The sequence below is a fragment of the Streptomyces sp. NPDC054961 genome, from assembly GCF_053609145.1.
The window spans coordinates 34,999-51,413 of record NZ_JBSGWY010000024.1; the positions used below are offsets into that span (position 1 = coordinate 34,999).

Annotated in this window: 14 protein-coding genes; 10 read left to right on the forward strand and 4 right to left on the reverse strand. The window is 74.2% G+C overall.

Going from position 1 to position 16,415, the window contains the following annotated elements; all coding sequences use genetic code 11:
* Positions 1–33: 33 nt before the first annotated feature.
* Positions 34–1,263 carry a serine hydrolase domain-containing protein gene (locus tag ACWF9Z_RS21785; protein ID WP_453604362.1) on the reverse strand — a complete coding sequence of 410 codons (1,230 nt, stop codon included), beginning with the start codon at positions 1,261–1,263 and terminating at the stop codon, positions 34–36.
* A 213-nt stretch (positions 1,264–1,476) separates the two neighbouring features.
* Positions 1,477–3,009, reverse strand: coding sequence for an aldehyde dehydrogenase (NADP(+)) (locus tag ACWF9Z_RS21790; protein ID WP_453604364.1), 1,533 nt, complete (start codon positions 3,007–3,009; stop codon positions 1,477–1,479).
* Between the two features lie 178 nt (positions 3,010–3,187).
* On the opposite strand from ACWF9Z_RS21790, the gene ACWF9Z_RS21795 reads away from it, so the two are divergent.
* The 8 genes from ACWF9Z_RS21795 to ACWF9Z_RS21830 all read left to right on the forward strand — a co-directional run bounded on the left by ACWF9Z_RS21795 (position 3,188) and on the right by ACWF9Z_RS21830 (position 11,389).
* Positions 3,188–3,973, forward strand: coding sequence for an IclR family transcriptional regulator (locus ACWF9Z_RS21795; protein ID WP_453604366.1), 786 nt, complete (start codon positions 3,188–3,190; stop codon positions 3,971–3,973).
* A gap of 144 nt (positions 3,974–4,117) precedes the next feature.
* Positions 4,118–5,122, forward strand: a complete 1,005-nt coding sequence (locus tag ACWF9Z_RS21800; RefSeq protein ID WP_453604367.1) for a hypothetical protein — start codon at positions 4,118–4,120, stop codon at positions 5,120–5,122.
* A gap of 127 nt (positions 5,123–5,249) precedes the next feature.
* Positions 5,250–6,512 carry a sensor histidine kinase gene (locus tag ACWF9Z_RS21805; RefSeq protein WP_453604369.1) on the forward strand — a complete coding sequence of 421 codons (1,263 nt, stop codon included), beginning with the start codon at positions 5,250–5,252 and terminating at the stop codon, positions 6,510–6,512.
* The gene (locus ACWF9Z_RS21810) at positions 6,509–7,192 is read left to right on the forward strand and encodes a response regulator (RefSeq protein ID WP_453604370.1); all 684 of its coding nucleotides are present in this window, start codon (positions 6,509–6,511) and stop codon (positions 7,190–7,192) included. The genes ACWF9Z_RS21805 and ACWF9Z_RS21810 overlap by 4 nt, the downstream gene beginning before the upstream one ends.
* 62 nt (positions 7,193–7,254) lie before the next feature.
* Complete coding sequence (locus tag ACWF9Z_RS21815; protein ID WP_453604372.1) at positions 7,255–8,703, forward strand: penicillin-binding transpeptidase domain-containing protein; 1,449 nt, start codon at positions 7,255–7,257, stop codon at positions 8,701–8,703.
* A 100-nt stretch (positions 8,704–8,803) separates the two neighbouring features.
* Positions 8,804–9,295 carry an N-acetyltransferase family protein gene (locus ACWF9Z_RS21820; RefSeq protein WP_453604374.1) on the forward strand — a complete coding sequence of 164 codons (492 nt, stop codon included), beginning with the start codon at positions 8,804–8,806 and terminating at the stop codon, positions 9,293–9,295.
* A gap of 161 nt (positions 9,296–9,456) precedes the next feature.
* A complete protein-coding gene (locus ACWF9Z_RS21825) occupies positions 9,457–10,167 on the forward strand; it encodes a DsbA family oxidoreductase (RefSeq protein ID WP_453604376.1) in 711 nt (236 codons plus the stop codon).
* 163 nt (positions 10,168–10,330) lie between these two features.
* Positions 10,331–11,389 carry an aminotransferase class V-fold PLP-dependent enzyme gene (locus ACWF9Z_RS21830; RefSeq protein ID WP_453604377.1) on the forward strand — a complete coding sequence of 353 codons (1,059 nt, stop codon included), beginning with the start codon at positions 10,331–10,333 and terminating at the stop codon, positions 11,387–11,389.
* Between the two features lie 123 nt (positions 11,390–11,512).
* On the opposite strand, the gene ACWF9Z_RS21835 is transcribed toward ACWF9Z_RS21830, so the two are convergent.
* On the reverse strand, positions 11,513–12,595 hold the full coding sequence (locus tag ACWF9Z_RS21835) for a pyridoxal-phosphate-dependent aminotransferase family protein (protein WP_453604379.1): 1,083 nt from the start codon (positions 12,593–12,595) through the stop codon (positions 11,513–11,515).
* A gap of 82 nt (positions 12,596–12,677) precedes the next feature.
* On the opposite strand from ACWF9Z_RS21835, the gene ACWF9Z_RS21840 reads away from it, so the two are divergent.
* Both ACWF9Z_RS21840 and ACWF9Z_RS21845 read left to right on the forward strand, forming a co-directional pair.
* Entirely contained in the window at positions 12,678–13,784 is a 1,107-nt protein-coding gene (locus ACWF9Z_RS21840) for an amidohydrolase family protein (RefSeq protein WP_453604381.1), read from the forward strand.
* A gap of 388 nt (positions 13,785–14,172) precedes the next feature.
* Complete coding sequence (locus ACWF9Z_RS21845) at positions 14,173–15,108, forward strand: SCO1860 family LAETG-anchored protein (RefSeq protein ID WP_453604382.1); 936 nt, start codon at positions 14,173–14,175, stop codon at positions 15,106–15,108.
* A gap of 58 nt (positions 15,109–15,166) precedes the next feature.
* On the opposite strand, the gene ACWF9Z_RS21850 is transcribed toward ACWF9Z_RS21845, so the two are convergent.
* Positions 15,167–16,360, reverse strand: a complete 1,194-nt coding sequence (locus ACWF9Z_RS21850; RefSeq protein ID WP_453604471.1) for a CapA family protein — start codon at positions 16,358–16,360, stop codon at positions 15,167–15,169.
* Between the last annotated feature and the right edge of the window lie 55 nt (positions 16,361–16,415).

Here is a 16,415-nt window from a genome sequence, read left to right on the forward strand (position 1 = left end):
GGCGGCAACGCATTAACCGTCCGGCCCGCCGGGTCAGCGGTTCCTGGGCACGGACGCCTTGTGGCCGGGGTACACGTGGTCGGGGGTCACGAGCGCGGTGACCGCCTCGCCGAAGAACGCGCTGGGCTCCTTGCCGTCGTGCAGCACGTCGGTGTTGAGGAGGACGACCAGGGTCGCCCGCGCCTCGGGCAGGTAGACGGCCAGGCTCTCGTACCCGGGCAGCGAGCCGTTGTGGCCGATCCAGCCCTGGACGTCGAAGATGCCCAGCCCGTACCCGGCGCCGGGGATGCCGACCGGGGAGGTCTTCAGGCGCTGGGCCTGCGTCGCGGGCGTCAGGAGCGCCCCGGTGGCGAGGGTGCGGGACCAGCTGCGCAGGTCCTGGAGGTCGGAGATGATCGCTCCGGCGGCCCAGCCCCAGGAGGGGTTCCAGTCGGTCGAGTCCACGATCTTGCCCGAGGCCGACTGGTCGGTGTAGCCGTGTGCGTGGGGATCGGGGAACTCCGCCCCGGTCGGGAAGAGCGTGTGGTGCAGTCCGGCCGGCTCCAGGACGTCCTTCTGGATGACCTCGTGGAGGGGACGGCCGGTGACCTTCTCGATCAGCAGGCCGATCAGGATCAGGTTCGTGTTGGAGTACTCGAACTCCTCGCCCGGCGCGAACTGCACCGGGTGCTTGAAGGAGTAGCCGAGCAGCTCCTGCGGCGTGAAGGGGCGGTCGGAGCCGGTGTCGAGCCGCTTGTTGAAGTCCTCGTCCTCGCTGTAGTTGTAGAGCCCGCTGCGCATGCCGGCCAGTTCGCGCAGGGTGATGCGGTCCCCGTTCGGGACCCCGGCGATGTAGGTGCCGATCGGGTCGTCCAGGCCGGCCTTCCCCTGGTCGACCAGCTGGAGGAGGGCGGTGACCGTGAACGTCTTGGTCTCGCTGCCGATCCGCATGTTCAGGCCGGGCTCCATCGGCGCGCCGGTCGCCTTGTCCGCCACGCCGAAGCTCTTCACGTAGCTTCCCTTGCCGGGGGCCCACAGGCCCACGGTCACGCCCGGCACCCCCGTCTCGCGCATGACCCGGCGGACGGCCGCGTCCAGCTGCGCGGCGACGGCCGGTGTGAGCTGGGGGAAGTCTGTGTCGCTGTCCGGAGAGGGAGCCGAGGAGGCGGAGGGCGGCGGGACGGTCGTCCCGTACGCGGAGCCCGCGGCGGCCGGGGCGAGGAGGACGCTCGCGGCCGCGACGGCCACACAGGCCCGGCGCAGCCGCATCCGGTTCGGCCTCACGGCAAGGCCTCCTGTCGTACGAGGGCCAGGGCGACAGCACAGGCCACCAGCGTAGGCCCGCCCCCGCCCGTCCGCCCGCGCGGCAGACCGCCCGTCCGCTCGTCCGTCCGTCCGCCCGTCCGCCCGCTCGCGGCAGCGGGGAGGGGCGGGGCGGTCGAGCCCGCCCCGCCCCTCCCCGGCGGTCCCGTCCCCCGCCCCTGCGGCGGCCCGCGACTAGGACGTCAGGTCGCCCGTGACCCGGCGCGGCAGCCCCAGCGGGTTGGCCTCCCGCAGCTCCGGCGGGAGCAGGGCGTCCGGGACCGACTGGTAGGCCACCGGCCGCAGCCAGCGCTCGATCGCCGTGCCGCCGACCGAGGTGGAGTGCGAGGTCGCGGCCGGGTAGGGGCCGCCGTGGTGCTGGGCCGGGGCCACCGCGACACCGGTCGGCCAGCCGTTGACCACGACCCGGCCGGCCAGCGTCGTGGCCTGGGAGAGCAGCTCCGCCGCGGGACCCGGGCCGCCGTCGGTCTCGGCCGCCGACAGCTGGAGGGTCGCGGTGAGGTTCCCGGGGAGCCGGCCGAGCAGGGCGGACGCCTCGTCCTGGCCGGCGTAGCGGGCGAGCACCGTGACGGGGCCGAAGCACTCCTCCAGGAGGACCTCGTAGGGCCCTCCCTCCAGGAGGGTCCGCGCCGGCACGCTCAGGTAGCCCGCTCCCACGGTGTGCTCACCGCCGGAGCCGGGGGTGACGGGCGCGTCGACCCCGGGCAGCGCGGCCCGCTCGCGGACCCCGGCGACGAAGTTCTCCCGCATCCGGTGGTCGAGCAGCACCCCCGGCTCGGTCTCCCCGAGCGCCTTGGTGAGCGCGCCCGCGACCCGGTCGCCGTCCGCTCCCTCGGGTACGAGGACCAGGCCGGGCTTGACGCAGAACTGGCCGACCCCCAGCGTGACCGAGCCCGCCAGCCCGGCTCCGATCTCCTCGGCGCGCTCGGCGGCCGCCGCCGGGGTGACCACGACGGGGTTCAGGGAGCCCAGTTCCCCGTGGAAGGGGATCGGAACGGGCCGTGCGGACGCGGCGTCGAACAGGGCCCGCCCGCCCCGGATGGAGCCGGTGAACCCGGCGGCGGTGACCAGCGGGTGCCCGATCAGTTCGAGGCCCGCCTCGAACCCGTGCACCACGGCGACCACTTCGGCCGGCAGCCCGGCGGCGACGGCCGCCCGGCGCAGCAGCGAGGCGCAGAGCTCGGAGGTGGCGGGGTGGTCCGGGTGAGCCTTGACCACCACCGGGCAGCCGGCGGCCAGCGCACTGGCGGTGTCCCCGCCGGGAACGGAGAAGGCCAGCGGGAAGTTGGACGCGGCGTAGACCGCGACCACGCCCAGCGGCACCTTGTAGCGGCGCAGTTCGGGGCGCGGCGGGGCGGAGGCGGGATCGGCGCGGTCGATGCGGATGTCGAGGTAGGAGCCCTCCTCCACGGCGTCGGCGAAGGCGCGCAGCTGGCCGGTGGTGCGGGCCAGCTCGCCGGTGAGCCGGCCGGGGCCGAGCGCGGTCTCGGCGTCGGCGGCCTCGACGACGTGGGCGGCGGCCTCGTCGAGGAGGGCGGCTGCCCCGCGCAGGAAGGCGGCGCGGGTGGTGGCGTCGGCCAGGGCGCCGCGGGCGGCGTGGGCCGCGCGCACGGCTTCGTCCACCTCCCGGCGTGTGGCCTCCACCGCAACCTGCTCGCGCCGCTTCCCGGTGCGGGGGTCCACACTCCAGACTGGTGTTGCTGCCATGGCGAACTGCCTCCTGGATCTCCGCTGACCCGCGCGGTCGCGTTCAGTATGGTGAACGCCGTTCCGGTGGATGAATGATCACATCCACCGTGGACTCTATTTCCACGCCTTCCGGGTTGACAAGGGACGAACCGGAGCGGGCGGGAGCCGAGCGAGCGACAGAGGGGCACAAAGGCGCATGACGACGACAGCTGAGCCGGGGGGCTCGGGCGCACCTGCGGCCGTCAAATCGGCGGTACGCACGGTCCTGTTGCTGGAACACTTCGCGTCACGGCCGGGGCTGCACAGCCTGGCCGACATCCAGAGCGACCTCTCCCTGCCCAAATCCAGCCTCTACATGCTGCTGCGCACCCTGGTGAACCTGGGCTGGGTCGAGACGGACGCGACGGGCACGCGGTACGGCATCGGCGTCCGGGCGCTGCTCGTCGGCAGCTCGTACATCGACGGGGACGAGGTCGTCGCGGCGGCGCGGCCGACGCTGGACCGGCTCTCCGACGACACGACGGAGACCATCCACCTGGCCCGGATGGACGGGACGAGCGTGGTCTACCTGGCGACCCGGCAGTCCCAGCACTACCTGCGGCCCTTCACCCGGGTCGGACGGCGGCTGCCGGTGCACTCGACGGCGCTCGGCAAGGCGCTGCTGGCCACGCACACCGACGAGGAGGTGCGGAGGCTGCTGCCGCGGCGGCTGGAATCCGTCACCGAACACACCATCACCGACCGGGACCGGCTCATCGAGGAGCTGGCGCTGGTGCGGGAGCAGGGGTACGCGGTGGACCGGGAGGAGAACACGCTCGGACTGCGGTGCTTCGGGGTGGCGGTGCCGTACCGGACGCCGGCGCGGGACGCGGTGAGCTGTTCGGTGCCGGTGGCGCGACTGACGCCGGGGCACGAGCAGGTCATCAAGGCGGCGCTGTTCGACGCCCGGGACCGGCTGTCGGTGGTGACGCGCCGGATGTAGGCGCGGGCGGCGCGGTGGAGGGCGGGGGCGGCGCGGTGGAGGCGGGGGCGGCGCGGTGGAGGGCGGGGTGCCTCCCCCGCGCGGGGGAGGCGGTTCCCCTTCAAGGGGGAGGTGGCGGGGGCGCGGACACGGGACCGTTGGGTCATGACCACACGAGCCCTTCAGACGCGGCGCTCCCCACGGCCGACGCACGACGCGGCACCGCCGCCCTCCGCCCGCCCGCGGGTCCGGCGCACGGTCCTGGCCACGGCCGCCGTCGCCGCCACCGTGCCCTATCTGGCGCTGAAGACCGCCTGGCTGGCCGGGAGTCACCTCGGGATACCGGCGGGCAGCGTGCTGCTGGAGCCCCGGCCGTTCATCATCGTGGCGAACGCCGTCACGGTGCTCATGGACGCCACCGTGATCGTGCTTGTGCTGGTGCTCACCAGACCCTGGGGCGCGCGGGTGCCGTCATGGCTGCTGGTCGTACCGGCCTTCGTCGCCACCGGCCTCCTCACCCCCATAGGCCTCGCCTTCCCCGGCCAACTCCTCCTGAGAGCGCTGGGCCTGGGCCCGGACGCGGCCGTGCGGGCGGCCCAGGAGCCCTTCCTCGACCCGTGGGTCTTCCACGTCGTCTATACGGGCTTCATCGTCCAGGCGCTCGCGCTGGCCGGCCTGTTCCTGCCCTACGCGCGGGAGCGTTGGGGACGGCGCTGGCAAGGCCCCCTCGGCACGCGGCTCCCGTCACCCACGGGGGTGGTGGCGGGAGCCGCGGCGGCGCTGGCCCTGGTGGTCTCGGCGACGCACTTCTACTGGGCTTTCGGAGGCACGGCCGGGCTCACTGGGGAGCAGATCGCGCAGTACTCCTCGGACACCGGCGTGGGCTCCGCCGTCCACGGGATATGCGCGCTGACCGCGGCGGCCGGCGCGGTGCTGCTCGCCAGGGGCGGGACCCGGCGGGCGGGGTGGCCGCTGGCCGTCGCGTGGACCGGGTCGGCGGCGACCCTGTGCTGGGGGATGTGGATGCTGGCCGCCTTCGCGGGCGGGGACACCGGCCCGGACGAACGGACCACCGCCGCCGCCTACTTGATCTACGCTGGCCAGATGGTCACCGCCCTCCTCGCGACCGCCGTCATGGGCCGGTTCCTCGCCGGCCGCCGCGCGGTCTGAGGAGACGGGCGTGGAGCGGCCGGGTGCCCGGACACGGGCGGGCCGGTCATGGCCGAGGCGGAGCCGCCCGCTCCCGCGCCGGCTTCCTCTCCGATGGATCCATCTGATCCTCGGCGGGGCCCTGCTGATGCCGTACTACCTGCTGGCGCAGGTGGCCGTCGGCGTCGTCTGCGGCGGGGCCAACGCACCCGACTCGCTGCCGCTCAGTTTCGGCGCCTACGCCGTGGCCCTGCCGCTCGTCGCCGCGACCGGGCTGTTCGCACTGGTCCGGCCGATGGCGGTGGCCGCAGCGCGGGCCCTGTGCGGAGTGCCGGGGGAGCGGTTCGCCGAGGGGCCGGCGCGGACCTGGGCGGCCCGGGCCCGGACCTCGCTCTGGTGGACCGTGCACCTGGGGGTCGGCGCGCTCGTCAGCGGGATCAGCCTCGCGGCGCCGCCCATGGCGGTGGTGCTGATCGCCCTGCCGTTCGTGAGCGCGCTGCGCGAGCTCCCGTTCGGCCCCGGCCGGTTCGGTACGGGTGCACCGATGTACCTGGCGCCCTTGGCCGGGGTCGCACTGCTGGCCGGGGTCGTCCTGTGCGCCGCCGGGGCCGGGGCGCTGCTGGCCCGCCTCGCGCCCGTGCTGCTCGGGCCGACGACGGCGGACCGGCTGGCGGCCGCCGAGGAGCGGGCCGCCGAGCTGGCGGTGCGCGGCCGCCTGGCGCGGGAGCTGCACGACGCGGTCGGGCACGCGCTGAGCGCGGTCACCCTCCAGGCGGCCGCCGCCCGGCGGGTGCTCGACAGCGACCCCGGCTTCGTCCGGGAGGCGCTGGCCGCGATCGAGGACACCACGCGGCGCACGGTGGGGGAGCTGGACGCCGTCCTCGGCCTGCTGCGGGACGGGGACGGGGCCGGCGATGGGGACGGCGACGCGGAGAACGACGGTGCGGCCGGCGGGATGGCGGGCGGGACGGCGGGCGGGGCACGGCGGTCCGCGCCCGGGCCGACGCTCGCCGCCGACCTCGACGGGCTGCTGGACCGCAGCCGGGCCGCCGGGATCCCGATCAGCGCCCGCCGGGACCCGGGACCGGCCGGGGACTGGGAGCGGCTCCCGGCGATCGTCTCGCGCGAGGCGTACCGGATCGTGCAGGAGGGGCTGAGCAATGCCCTGCGGCACGGGGCGGGCCCGGTCGACCTGCGGATCCTCGTAGGGGAACGCGGCGGACACACCGAACTGGAGATCACCATGACGAACGAACGGGGCACCGCCCCGCAGGCGCGCACCACCGGGGGCCGGGGCCTGCGCGGGGCCACCGAGCGGGCGGTGCTGCTCGGCGGGCACGTCGAGGCCGGGCCGCACGAGGGCCGGTGGCGGCTGCGGGCCGTCCTCCCGCTCGGCGGGGGCGCCCGGTGACCCCGCCGGTCCGCGAGCCGCTGCGCGTGGTGGTGGCCGACGACGAGCGGATGGTCCGCACCGCCCTGCGGGTCATCCTCGACGCCGAGCCCGACATGGAGGTCGTCGGGGAGGCGGCCACCGGCGCCGAGGCCGTGACAGTGGTGCGCGCGCTCGCCCCGGACGTGGTGCTGATGGACGTCCGGATGCCGGAGGTCGACGGCATCCGGGCCATCGAGCGGATCCTCGCCACCATGGTGCAGCCGCCCCGGATCGTGGTGGTCACCACGTTCGAGAACGACGCGTACGTGTACGACGCGCTGCGCGCGGGAGCCGCCGGGTTCCTCCTCAAGCGGGCCGGTCCCGACGAGCTGACCGGTGCGGTCCGGCTGGTGGCCCGCGGCGACTCGCTGCTCTTCCCCGCGGCCGTCCGCTCCCTGGCCGCCGCCCGCGTCCCGGCCGGGGCCGGGGCCGGTCCCGCTCCCGCGCCCTGGGTGGCCCGGCTCACGGACCGGGAGGCGGACGTGCTGCGCCTGATGGCCACCGGGCTCTCCAACCACGAGGTGAGCCGCTGCCTCGGCGTCGGCCCGCAGACGGTCAAGACGCACGTGGCCGCGGTCCTGGCCAAGACCGGCTCGCGGGACCGCACCCAGGCGGTCATCGCGGCGTACGAGGGAGGTTTCCTCATGAAGAAAAGCTGAGAACTCCGCCACAATCGGGGCAGAGCGGAACGGCCGGGACGGCTGGGACGTCCTTCTGGGGGATGAACAAGACGATCAGGCGAGCGTCGGTCTTCTGTCTGCTCCTGGTGCTGGCCCTTTTGGTGCGGGTCACCTGGGTGCAGGCGTACCAAGGCCAGGCCCTCGCAGACGACCAGAACAACCGGCGGAACCTCATCGGGAAGTACGAGAACCCGCTGGGGAACATCATCGTGGGCGGGGAGGCGGTCACCGGGTCCACGAAGACGGGCGGGCGGGACTTCCAGTACAAGCGGACCTACACCGACGGCCCGCTGTACGGGCCGATCACCGGGTACAGCTCCCAGGCCTACGGTTCGAGCATGCTGGAGGGCGTCTACAAGGACGTCCTCAACGGCTCGGACCCCCGGCTCAAGAGCATCATGGACACGCTCACCAACAAGCGCGCCGACCCGGGCAACGTCCTGACCACGATCGACGGCGCCGTCCAGAAGGCCGGGTACGACGCGCTCCAGGGCAAGCAGGGCTCCGCCGTGGCCATCGACCCCGCCACCGGCGAGATCCTGGCCATCGTGAACAACCCCTCCTTCGACCCGGGCCGGATCACGGGCGCCACGGACGAGGCGGCCTGGAAGGAACTCAACGCCGACGAGGGCAGGGCGATGGAGAACGTGGCGCTGCGCAAGCCGCAGGCGCCCGGATCCACCTTCAAGCTGGTCACCCTGGCGGCGGCCATCGAGAACGGCCTGGTCACGAACATCGACACGCCCACCTCGGTCCCCGGCGACTACACGATCCCCGGCACGCGGACCAAGCTGCCCAGCGAGGCGGGGGACGCGGCCTGCAACAACGTCTCCCCCCGGACCGCGCTGAAGCTGTCCTGCAACAACGTCTTCGCGGAGTTCGCCCACACGCTGGGCCAGGACAAGATGCGCGCGATGGCGGAGAAGTTCGGCTTCAACGTGGTGCAGAAGATCCCCGTCGAGGCCCGCCCGGCCAGCAAGTACCCGTCGAAGAAGATGTCGGTCGACCAGGTCGCGCAGAGCGGTATCGGCCAGTTCGACGTCCAGGCCACTCCGCTCCAGATGGCGATGGTGACGGCCGCGATCGAGAACGGCGGCAAGCTGGTCTCCCCGTACGAGGTATCCGAGGTCACCGACTCCAACGGCAACGTCCTGGAGAGCTTCAAGAACCCGAAGTCCGAGCAGGTGATGAGCGCGAGGACCGCCTCGATGATCCAGGACGCCATGATCACGGTGGCCACCGAGGGCGGCGGCAAGAACGCGCTGGTCCAGGGCGCCGAGGTGGGCGCCAAGACCGGTACCGCCCAGCGGGGCGTGAACAACAGCATGTCGCCGCTCGCCTGGTTCACCTCGTACGGAAAGCTGAACGGCAAGCAGATCGTGGTGGCCGTCGTGATCGAGCGGTCGGACACCGACCGCTCCGAGATCGGCGGCGGCAAGCTGGCCGCGCCCGTCGCGCAGAAGATGATGGAGGCGTGGCTGAAGAAATAGCCGCGCCGAACGCCTCGTACGCGTGGCCGAATCGGGAGCGTGCCGCAGATGCGGGAGACGCGCCGGGAACCGCGAGGGCTCCCGGTGCGTTTTCTTTTCCATGATCAGGAGAGCACACCCCGCCGACCTCGACGCCATAGCGGCCCTCCACACCCGGGCCCGCGCGACCTACTACCGGGGCCGGATACCCGAGGAGGCCTACGGCGGCGCCGCCGAGCTGGAGCGCACCCGCGAGGGCTGGTCCCGGGCGGTCGCCCGCGAGAGCGCCGACGGCGGGGTCCTCTGCGCGGAGCGGGACGGCGAGGTCACCGGCGTGGCGGCCTTCCGCACCGAGGACGGCGAGACCACCCTCACCCAGCTGCACGTGGACCCCGTGCACTGGCGCCGGGGCACCGGGGCCGCCCTGCACGCGGCCTGCCTCGACGCCTGGCGCCGCGCGGGCATCCGCAGGGTCCGCCTCGAGGTCTACGAGCACAACCTCCGCGCCCAGGCCTTCTACGCCACCCTCGGCTGGGTCCCGGACACCTCCGCCGCCCCGGCCGGCTCCCACCGGGTCCTCTGGCTCACGGTGCGGGAGCCCGCGGGGGAATGAGCCCGCCCGGGAGCCTGCCGGGGAATGAGCCCTCGGGGGAGTGGGCCCGCCGGGAATGAGCCCGCCGGGGAATGAGGCCGGACACTGGTTGGTTGAACACGTAACCGTTCATTCCCCGGGCGATCCCCGGGGTGCCCCGGACCACGGAGAGAAGAAGGAACATGCGTGTCGAGATCTGGAGCGACATCGCTTGCCCCTGGTGCTACATCGGGAAGGCCCGCTTCACCAAGGGCCTGGCCGAGTTCGCGCACCGCGACGAGATCGAGGTCGTCTTCCGCTCCTTCGAGCTCGACCCGAACAGCGCCAAGGGCGAGGTGGCGCCCGTCGTGGAGATGCTGGCCAAGAAGTACGGCCGCACCCTCGACGAGGCCCGGGGCATGGAGGAGCACGTCGCCGCGAGCGCCCGCGCCGAGGGGCTGACGTACCGCACCGACGGCCGCGACCACGGCAACACCTTCGACGTCCACCGCCTGCTGCACCTGGCCGCCGCCCGCGGCCGCCAGGAGGAGCTGCTCGACCTCGCCTACCGTGCCAACTTCGCCGAGGAGCGCTCGGTCTTCGACTCCGAGACCCTCGTCGCGCTCGCCGTCGAGGCCGGGCTGGACGAGGCCGAGGCGCGCACGGTGCTGGCCGACGACTCCGCCTACGCCGCCGAGGTGCGGGCCGACGAGCGCGAGGCGGCCGAACTGGGCGCGAACGCCGTGCCGTTCTTCGTGTTCGACCGCCGCTACGGCATCTCGGGCGGCCAGCCCGCCGAGGTGTTCACCCGGGCGCTGGAGCAGGCCTGGGCGGGCCGTGAGGTGCTCGTGCCCGCCGCCCCCGACGGCGAGGTCTGCGAGCCCGACGGCGCCTGCGCGGTACCGCAGGCCTGACCGGCCCCGTCGCCCGGCCCCGTCGCCCGGCCCCGTCGCCCGGCCCCGTCGCCCGGCCCCGCCGCCCCGGCCGGGTGCGGGCGCCTCATATAAGTAATTCTTTGGTGGAGTGCGCAAAACAAGGTAATGGACTTTGGGTTGATCCTGGCGGAGAGTGGACGCCATGGATCTTCTGCCGCCCGAAGCCGTCCGCGCCGAGTTCGCGCACTCCACCACCTACCTCAACACCGCCACCTGCGGAGTCCTGCCCCTCGCGGCCGTGGCCGAGGTTCACCGGCTGGCCGACGCGGCCGGCGCCGGAATCCCGGCCGGCTCCGGCGACTTCGACCGGGTGAACCGGGCCCGGGACGCCTTCGCCCGCCTCGTCGGCGTGGCCCGGGACCGGGTGGCCGTCGGCTCGGCCGTCTCCACCCACGTCGGCATGATCTCCGCCTCGCTCCCGGCCGGATCCGAAGTCCTCTGTCCCGAGGGCGACTTCGCCTCCGTCATCAACCCCTTCGTGGTGCGCGCGGACGTCAAGGTCCGCTTCGCCCCGCTGGAGTCGATCGCCGAAGCCGTCGGCCCGGACACGACGCTGGTCGCGCTGAGCGCCGTGCAGTCCGCGGACGGGCGTACGGCGGACCTGGCGGCGGTCCGCGCCGCGACCGCCGCGCACGGGGCGCGGATGCTGGTCGACGCCACCCACGCGGTGGGCTGGCTGCCCTTCGACGCCTCGCCCTACGCGTACACGGTCACCGCCGGGTACAAGTGGCTGCTCGGCGCGCGCGGGGTCTCGTACCTCACGGTCTCCGAGGAGGCCCAGGACACCCTGACCCCGCTGCACGCCGGCTGGGTGGCCGCCGCGTCCATGTGGGACGCCACCTACGGACCCGTGCGGCAACTGGCCGACGGGGCCCGGCGCTTCGACGAGTCCCCGGCCTTCCTCGGCTACCACGCGGCCGAGCCCGCGCTGGCCCTGCTGGAGCGGATCGGCATCGGCGCCGTCCACGCCCACGACACCGCCCTGGCCGCCCGCTACCGCGCCGGACTCGCCCGCCTGGGCCTCGAACCCGTCCCCGGCGACGCCCCGATCGTCTCGGTCCCGGGCCTGGCGGACCGCCAGCCGTCCCTCCTGGCCGCGGGCGTCGTCACGGCGGCCCGCGCGGGCAACCTGCGGGCCTCCTTCCACCTCTACAACACGGAGGCGGACGTGGACCGGCTGCTGGACGTCCTCGCGGGCTGACCCCCCACGCGCCGGGACGGCGGTCGCCCCCGACGCCGGACGGCGTGGCGACGGGGCCGAGGCGAGGGCCGTGCCGCCCAGGCGCCGGACACCGCGGGCCCGGCACGCTCCGGAAGGGGAGATCTAGGAGAGGGCCGCCCGCCAAGCCCCCGTCGCCGCTTCGAGGGCGGGGGCCGGGGAGACGGACAGGGCCGTCGCCAGGGCCGTCAGGGCGGAACGGACGGAGTCCGCGCGGGCCGCGGCGCCGTAGTGGTTGACCCGGATCATCTCGCCGGCCAGTGCGCCCCCGCCCGCCGCGAGGGGAGCCGCGGGATCCGCCGCCAGGGCCTTGGCCGTCACCAGGGAGGCCTCCGCGACCCGCAGGGTGGTGGCCACCGGGGCGGCCGCCGCGTCCTCGGTGACGTACGGGGCGATGCCCAGCGCCGCCGCGCCCGCGCGGGTGGCCGCCGCGGCGGCCGTGTGGCGGGCCGTCACCGCGGGCAGGCCCTCGGCCGCGATGCGGTCCAGGCAGGCCTCCAGCGCCAGCATCTCCAGTTGCGCCGGGGCGTGCGGCAGCGCCTTGCGTCCGGCGTCGATCCAGCGCTCCTTCCAGTCCAGCAGGGAGAGGTACGAGCGCCTCGGGGCGGCCGGATTCCCGGCGAAACGGGCCCACGCGCGCTCCGAGACCGAGACGGCGGAGACACCGGCCGGGCCGCCCATCGCCTTCTGCGCGCCGATCACGCACAGGTCCACGCCCCACTCGTCCGGCAGCAGCGGCTCCGCGCCCACCGAGGCCACCGCGTCCAGCATGAACAGCGCCCCGTGGGCCCGTACCGCCTCGCCGATCTCCGCGACCGGATTGGTGTTGCCGGTGGCCGCTTCCGCGTGCACCAGCGAGACGAAGTCGATCTGCGGGTGCGCGGCCAGGGCCCGGTCCACCTCGTCGGCGCTCACGGCCGTGTCGAAGGGGACGGCCAGGTCCACCACGGTGGTCCCGCAGTCGCGCAGCCAGTTGCCGAAGGTGTTCCCGTAGGGGCCGGTGACCACGTTCAGCGCCGCCCCGCCCGGCCGCGCGCCCGAGCGGATGCAGCCCTCCAGCGGCAGCAGCGCCTCGCCCTGCGTGATCACCACGTCCGCCCGGGTCCGCAGCAGCTCCGCGACCCCCCGCTCGATCGACGCGAACCGCGCGGCGGTGAGGGGCGGAAGGTCCAGGAGGGGGTGGTTCACGGTGCTGCTCTCTTCGTCCGGGTCGCCCCGGGTCGTCCGGGGGACCTGGAGAGCCTACCGAGTGCGCACGTACAGTGCCCGCATGAGCGACGACGTCAACGGCGACAGCGGTGTGCTGCATGTGAAGGGGCGGGTGCTGGTCGGGCCCGAGGAGGTGCGCGACGAACTGTGGGTGGTCGGCGGCCGCGTCACCTACGAGCGTCCGCGCGGGCCCGTCGAGGTCACCGAGGTCGCGGGCTGGGTGCTCCCCGGGCTGGTCGACGCGCACTGCCACGTGGGGCTCGACGCCCACGGGCCGGTGGACGCGCGGACCGCCGAACGCCAGGCCCTGACCGACCGGGACGCCGGCACCCTCCTCATCCGCGACGCCGGATCCCCCTCGGACACCCGGTGGATCGACGACCGCGAGGACCTGCCGAAGATCATCCGGGCCGGCCGGCACATCGCCCGCACCCGCCGCTACATCCGCAATTTCGCCCACGAGATCGAGCCGGCCGACCTCGTGGAGTACGTCGGCCGGGAAGCGCTGCGCGGTGACGGCTGGGTCAAGCTCGTCGGCGACTGGATCGACCGCGAGGCCGGGGACCTGACCGCCTGCTGGCCGCGCGCCGAGGTCGAGGCGGCCATCGCCGAGGCCCACCGTCTCGGCGCCCGGGTCACCGCGCACTGCTTCGCCGAGGACTCCCTGCGCGACCTGGTCGAGGCGGGCATCGACTGCGTCGAGCACGCCACCGGGCTGACCGAGGACACCATCCCGCTGTTCGCGGAGCGCGGGGTGGCGATCGTCCCCACCCTCGTGAACATCGCGACCTTCCCGAAGATGGCGGCGGGCGGCGAGGCCAAGTTCCCCGCCTGGTCCGCGCACATGCGCCGACTCCACGAGCGGCGCTACGACACCGTCCGGTCCGCCTACGACGCCGGCATCGGGGTCTACGTCGGGACCGACGCGGGGGGTTCCCTGCCGCACGGCCTGGTCGCCGCCGAGGTCGCCGAGCTCGTCAAGGCCGGGATCCCGCCGCTGGAGGCCCTCTCGGCGACGGCGTGGGGGGCCCGCGAGTGGCTCGGCAGGCCCGGCCTGACCGAGGGCGCGCCGGCCGACCTGGTCGTCTACGCGAGCGACCCGCGGGCCGACGTACGGGCGCTGGCGCAGCCGCTGCGGGTGGTGGTGAACGGCAGGGTGGTGGCCTGAGGGGCGACGCCGCGCCGGCGGGCCGGAAACGCGTGGCGGGAGGCCGGCTCCCGCGCGGCGGGCGGGCCGGAAACGCGCGGTCACGGGCCGGATCGGCGGGTTGACCATCCGGGTTGACGGGGCGTGACCTCGACGGGCCCGTGGTCGTTGTTCACGCCCTCCGTGGAGTCGAATGCCCGCAATGCCCGGGACAGGAGGGAACTCTCGTTCCGAGCGAGGCGCATCAATTCGAACCTACGCCCGGAAACCACCCTTTGGGGTGAACTCACGCCGGGTTGGCGCCCGTTCACTCTCAGTGCGTAAAGATTCCGGGGTCGAGGCCGTCGGCGCGCGCAATGTCCCCCATTGGCGGCGCGACGGCTCCCATCTCCCTGGGGGTTCCACCACCTTGAACAGCAACACCTTCCGCATGCCCGTGGCCGCGCTCTTCGCCACGGGAGCGGTGGCCCTGCTCTGTGCCCCGCCCGCCTCCGCCACGGGGCAGCACGGCGCCGGCGAAGGAAAGGCCAGCGCCGTCGTCCTGCGCGCCGGACTGGACGTGGGCCTGCTCAACAAGACCGTCCACGTCCCGCTGACGGCCACCCTCAACGAGGTCAGCGCACCGGCGGACGCGTCGAAGACGGCGCTGACCGTCACTCTCGACGGGGTCGAGGGCGGGCAGCCGGTGAGCGTGCTGCGCGCCGACGTCGCCACCTCCAAGGCCACCGCCGACAAGAACCGCGCCGAGGCCGAGGCCAACCTCGCCAAGGCCCGGGTGCACGTGCCGGGCCTGCCCCTGCTCTCGCTGATCGAGGTGGAGAAGGTCACCTCCAAGGCCGTGTGCGAGGCCGGCAAGAAGCCGGTCGCCAGCTCCAACCTGCTCGGCAAGGTGACCGTGCTCGGCAAGAAGGTCACCCTCTCCGCGGCCGGACCCACCAAGGTCGAGGTCCCCAAGGTCGGCCTGGTCAGCCTGGAGCTCTCCGCCACCGAGAACACCTCCACCACGGCCGCCGCGACCGCGCTGCGGCTCAAGGTCTCGGTGAACCCGCTCGACCTGAACGTGGCCCAGGTGGAGGGCGAGATCGTGCTCGCCGAAGCGCGCTGCGAGTCCCCGGCCGCGCCCGCCCCCAGCCCCGCGGGGACGCCCGACATCAAGGTGCAGACGGGGACTTCGGGTTCCCCGGGCGGCACCGGCACCGGGACCGGGAACGGCACCGGCACCGGGAACGGCCTCGCCGAGACCGGCGGCGGCTCGCTCACCCCGTACGTGACGGGCGGCGCGCTGGTCCTGCTCGGCGTCGGCGCGGTCGCGCTGGTCATCACCCGGCGCGGCAGGACCTCGTAGCCCGCGCGGCCCCGGGTCCATCCGTGGGGGGAGTCGCGGGGCCGTGCCGGAAGCACTACTAGCGCGTGGCGCGGGTGAGCCCCTGCTCGCCGGCGCCGCGTGACAGCACGGCCGCGGTGACCTCACGGTCCACGGCCGCGTACGTGCCGTCGGCGCGGCCGCCGGCCCCGTCGCCGCCGTCGCAGGAGGCGCAGACGACGTGGAACGGCGGCCGCATGTCCGCGTACTGGGTGAGGTATTCGGCCTTCACCACGTCCCACCGGCCCGGATGGGCGGCCGCCGGGGCGAAGGTGAAGCGGGGGATCGAGGACATGTTGCCGCGGGCCTTGTCGGCCTCGTAGAAACTGGCCACCTGGTCGCCCATGCCGTACACGACCCAGGTGCCGTTGACCTTCTCGTAGGGCTGCGGCACGTGATTGTGCGTGCCGAGGATGAGGTCGAGGTCGGGAAGGCCGTCCGCCCCGCGCGACGCGGTCAGCGCCCGCGCCAGGTCCAGCTGCTGCCGGTCGGGCGCCGTCTGCCACTCGGAGCCCCAATGGACGCTGAGGACCACGACGTTCGCGCCGGCCGCGCGCGCGGCGCGGGCGTCCGCGATGATCCGGTCCCGGTCGATGAGGTTCACGGCCCAGGGCTTGTCGGCGGGGAGCGGGATGCCGTTCGTCCCGTACGTGTAGTCGAGTTGGGCGACCTTGGCCCCGCCGGCCGCGAGCAGCGCCGGGGCCTTCGCCTCCTCGGGGCCGCGGGCGGAGCCCACGTGGCGGATGCCGACCCGGTCGAGGTGGTCGAGGACGCGGACGAGGCCTTCGAACCCGTCGTCCAGGGTGTGGTTCGAGGCGGTGGAACAGCTGTCGTACCCGGTGTCCTTGAGGGCGTCGGCCAGCTGGTGCGGGGCCTTGAAGAGGGGATATCCGGTGTAGGGGCCGCCGGGCCGGCCGTACGGTATCTCGTGGTGGCACAGCGCGAGGTCGGCGCCGGAGACGACGGGTTCGACCCCGGCGAGCATCTTCCGGAAGTCGTAACCGCCCTTCTCCGGGGAGTCGTCGGCGGCCCGTTGGATGATCGAGGGGTAGGGGATGATGTCGCCCGTCCCGACGAGCGTGAACGGCTTCCCGTCGGCGGGAGCGGGAGCGGGAGCGGGAGCGGAGCCGGCGGGGCTCGGCGCGTCGGCCGAGGAGGCCTCCGGCTTCGCCCGGAGCCGCTGCCCGGCGGCCGCCGCGCCGTCCTTGCCCTCCGCGGAGAGCAGCTGCGGCATGCCGTACGCCGCGCCGCCCACGACGGCCAGCCCGGCCACCGCCGCGCCTATCCTG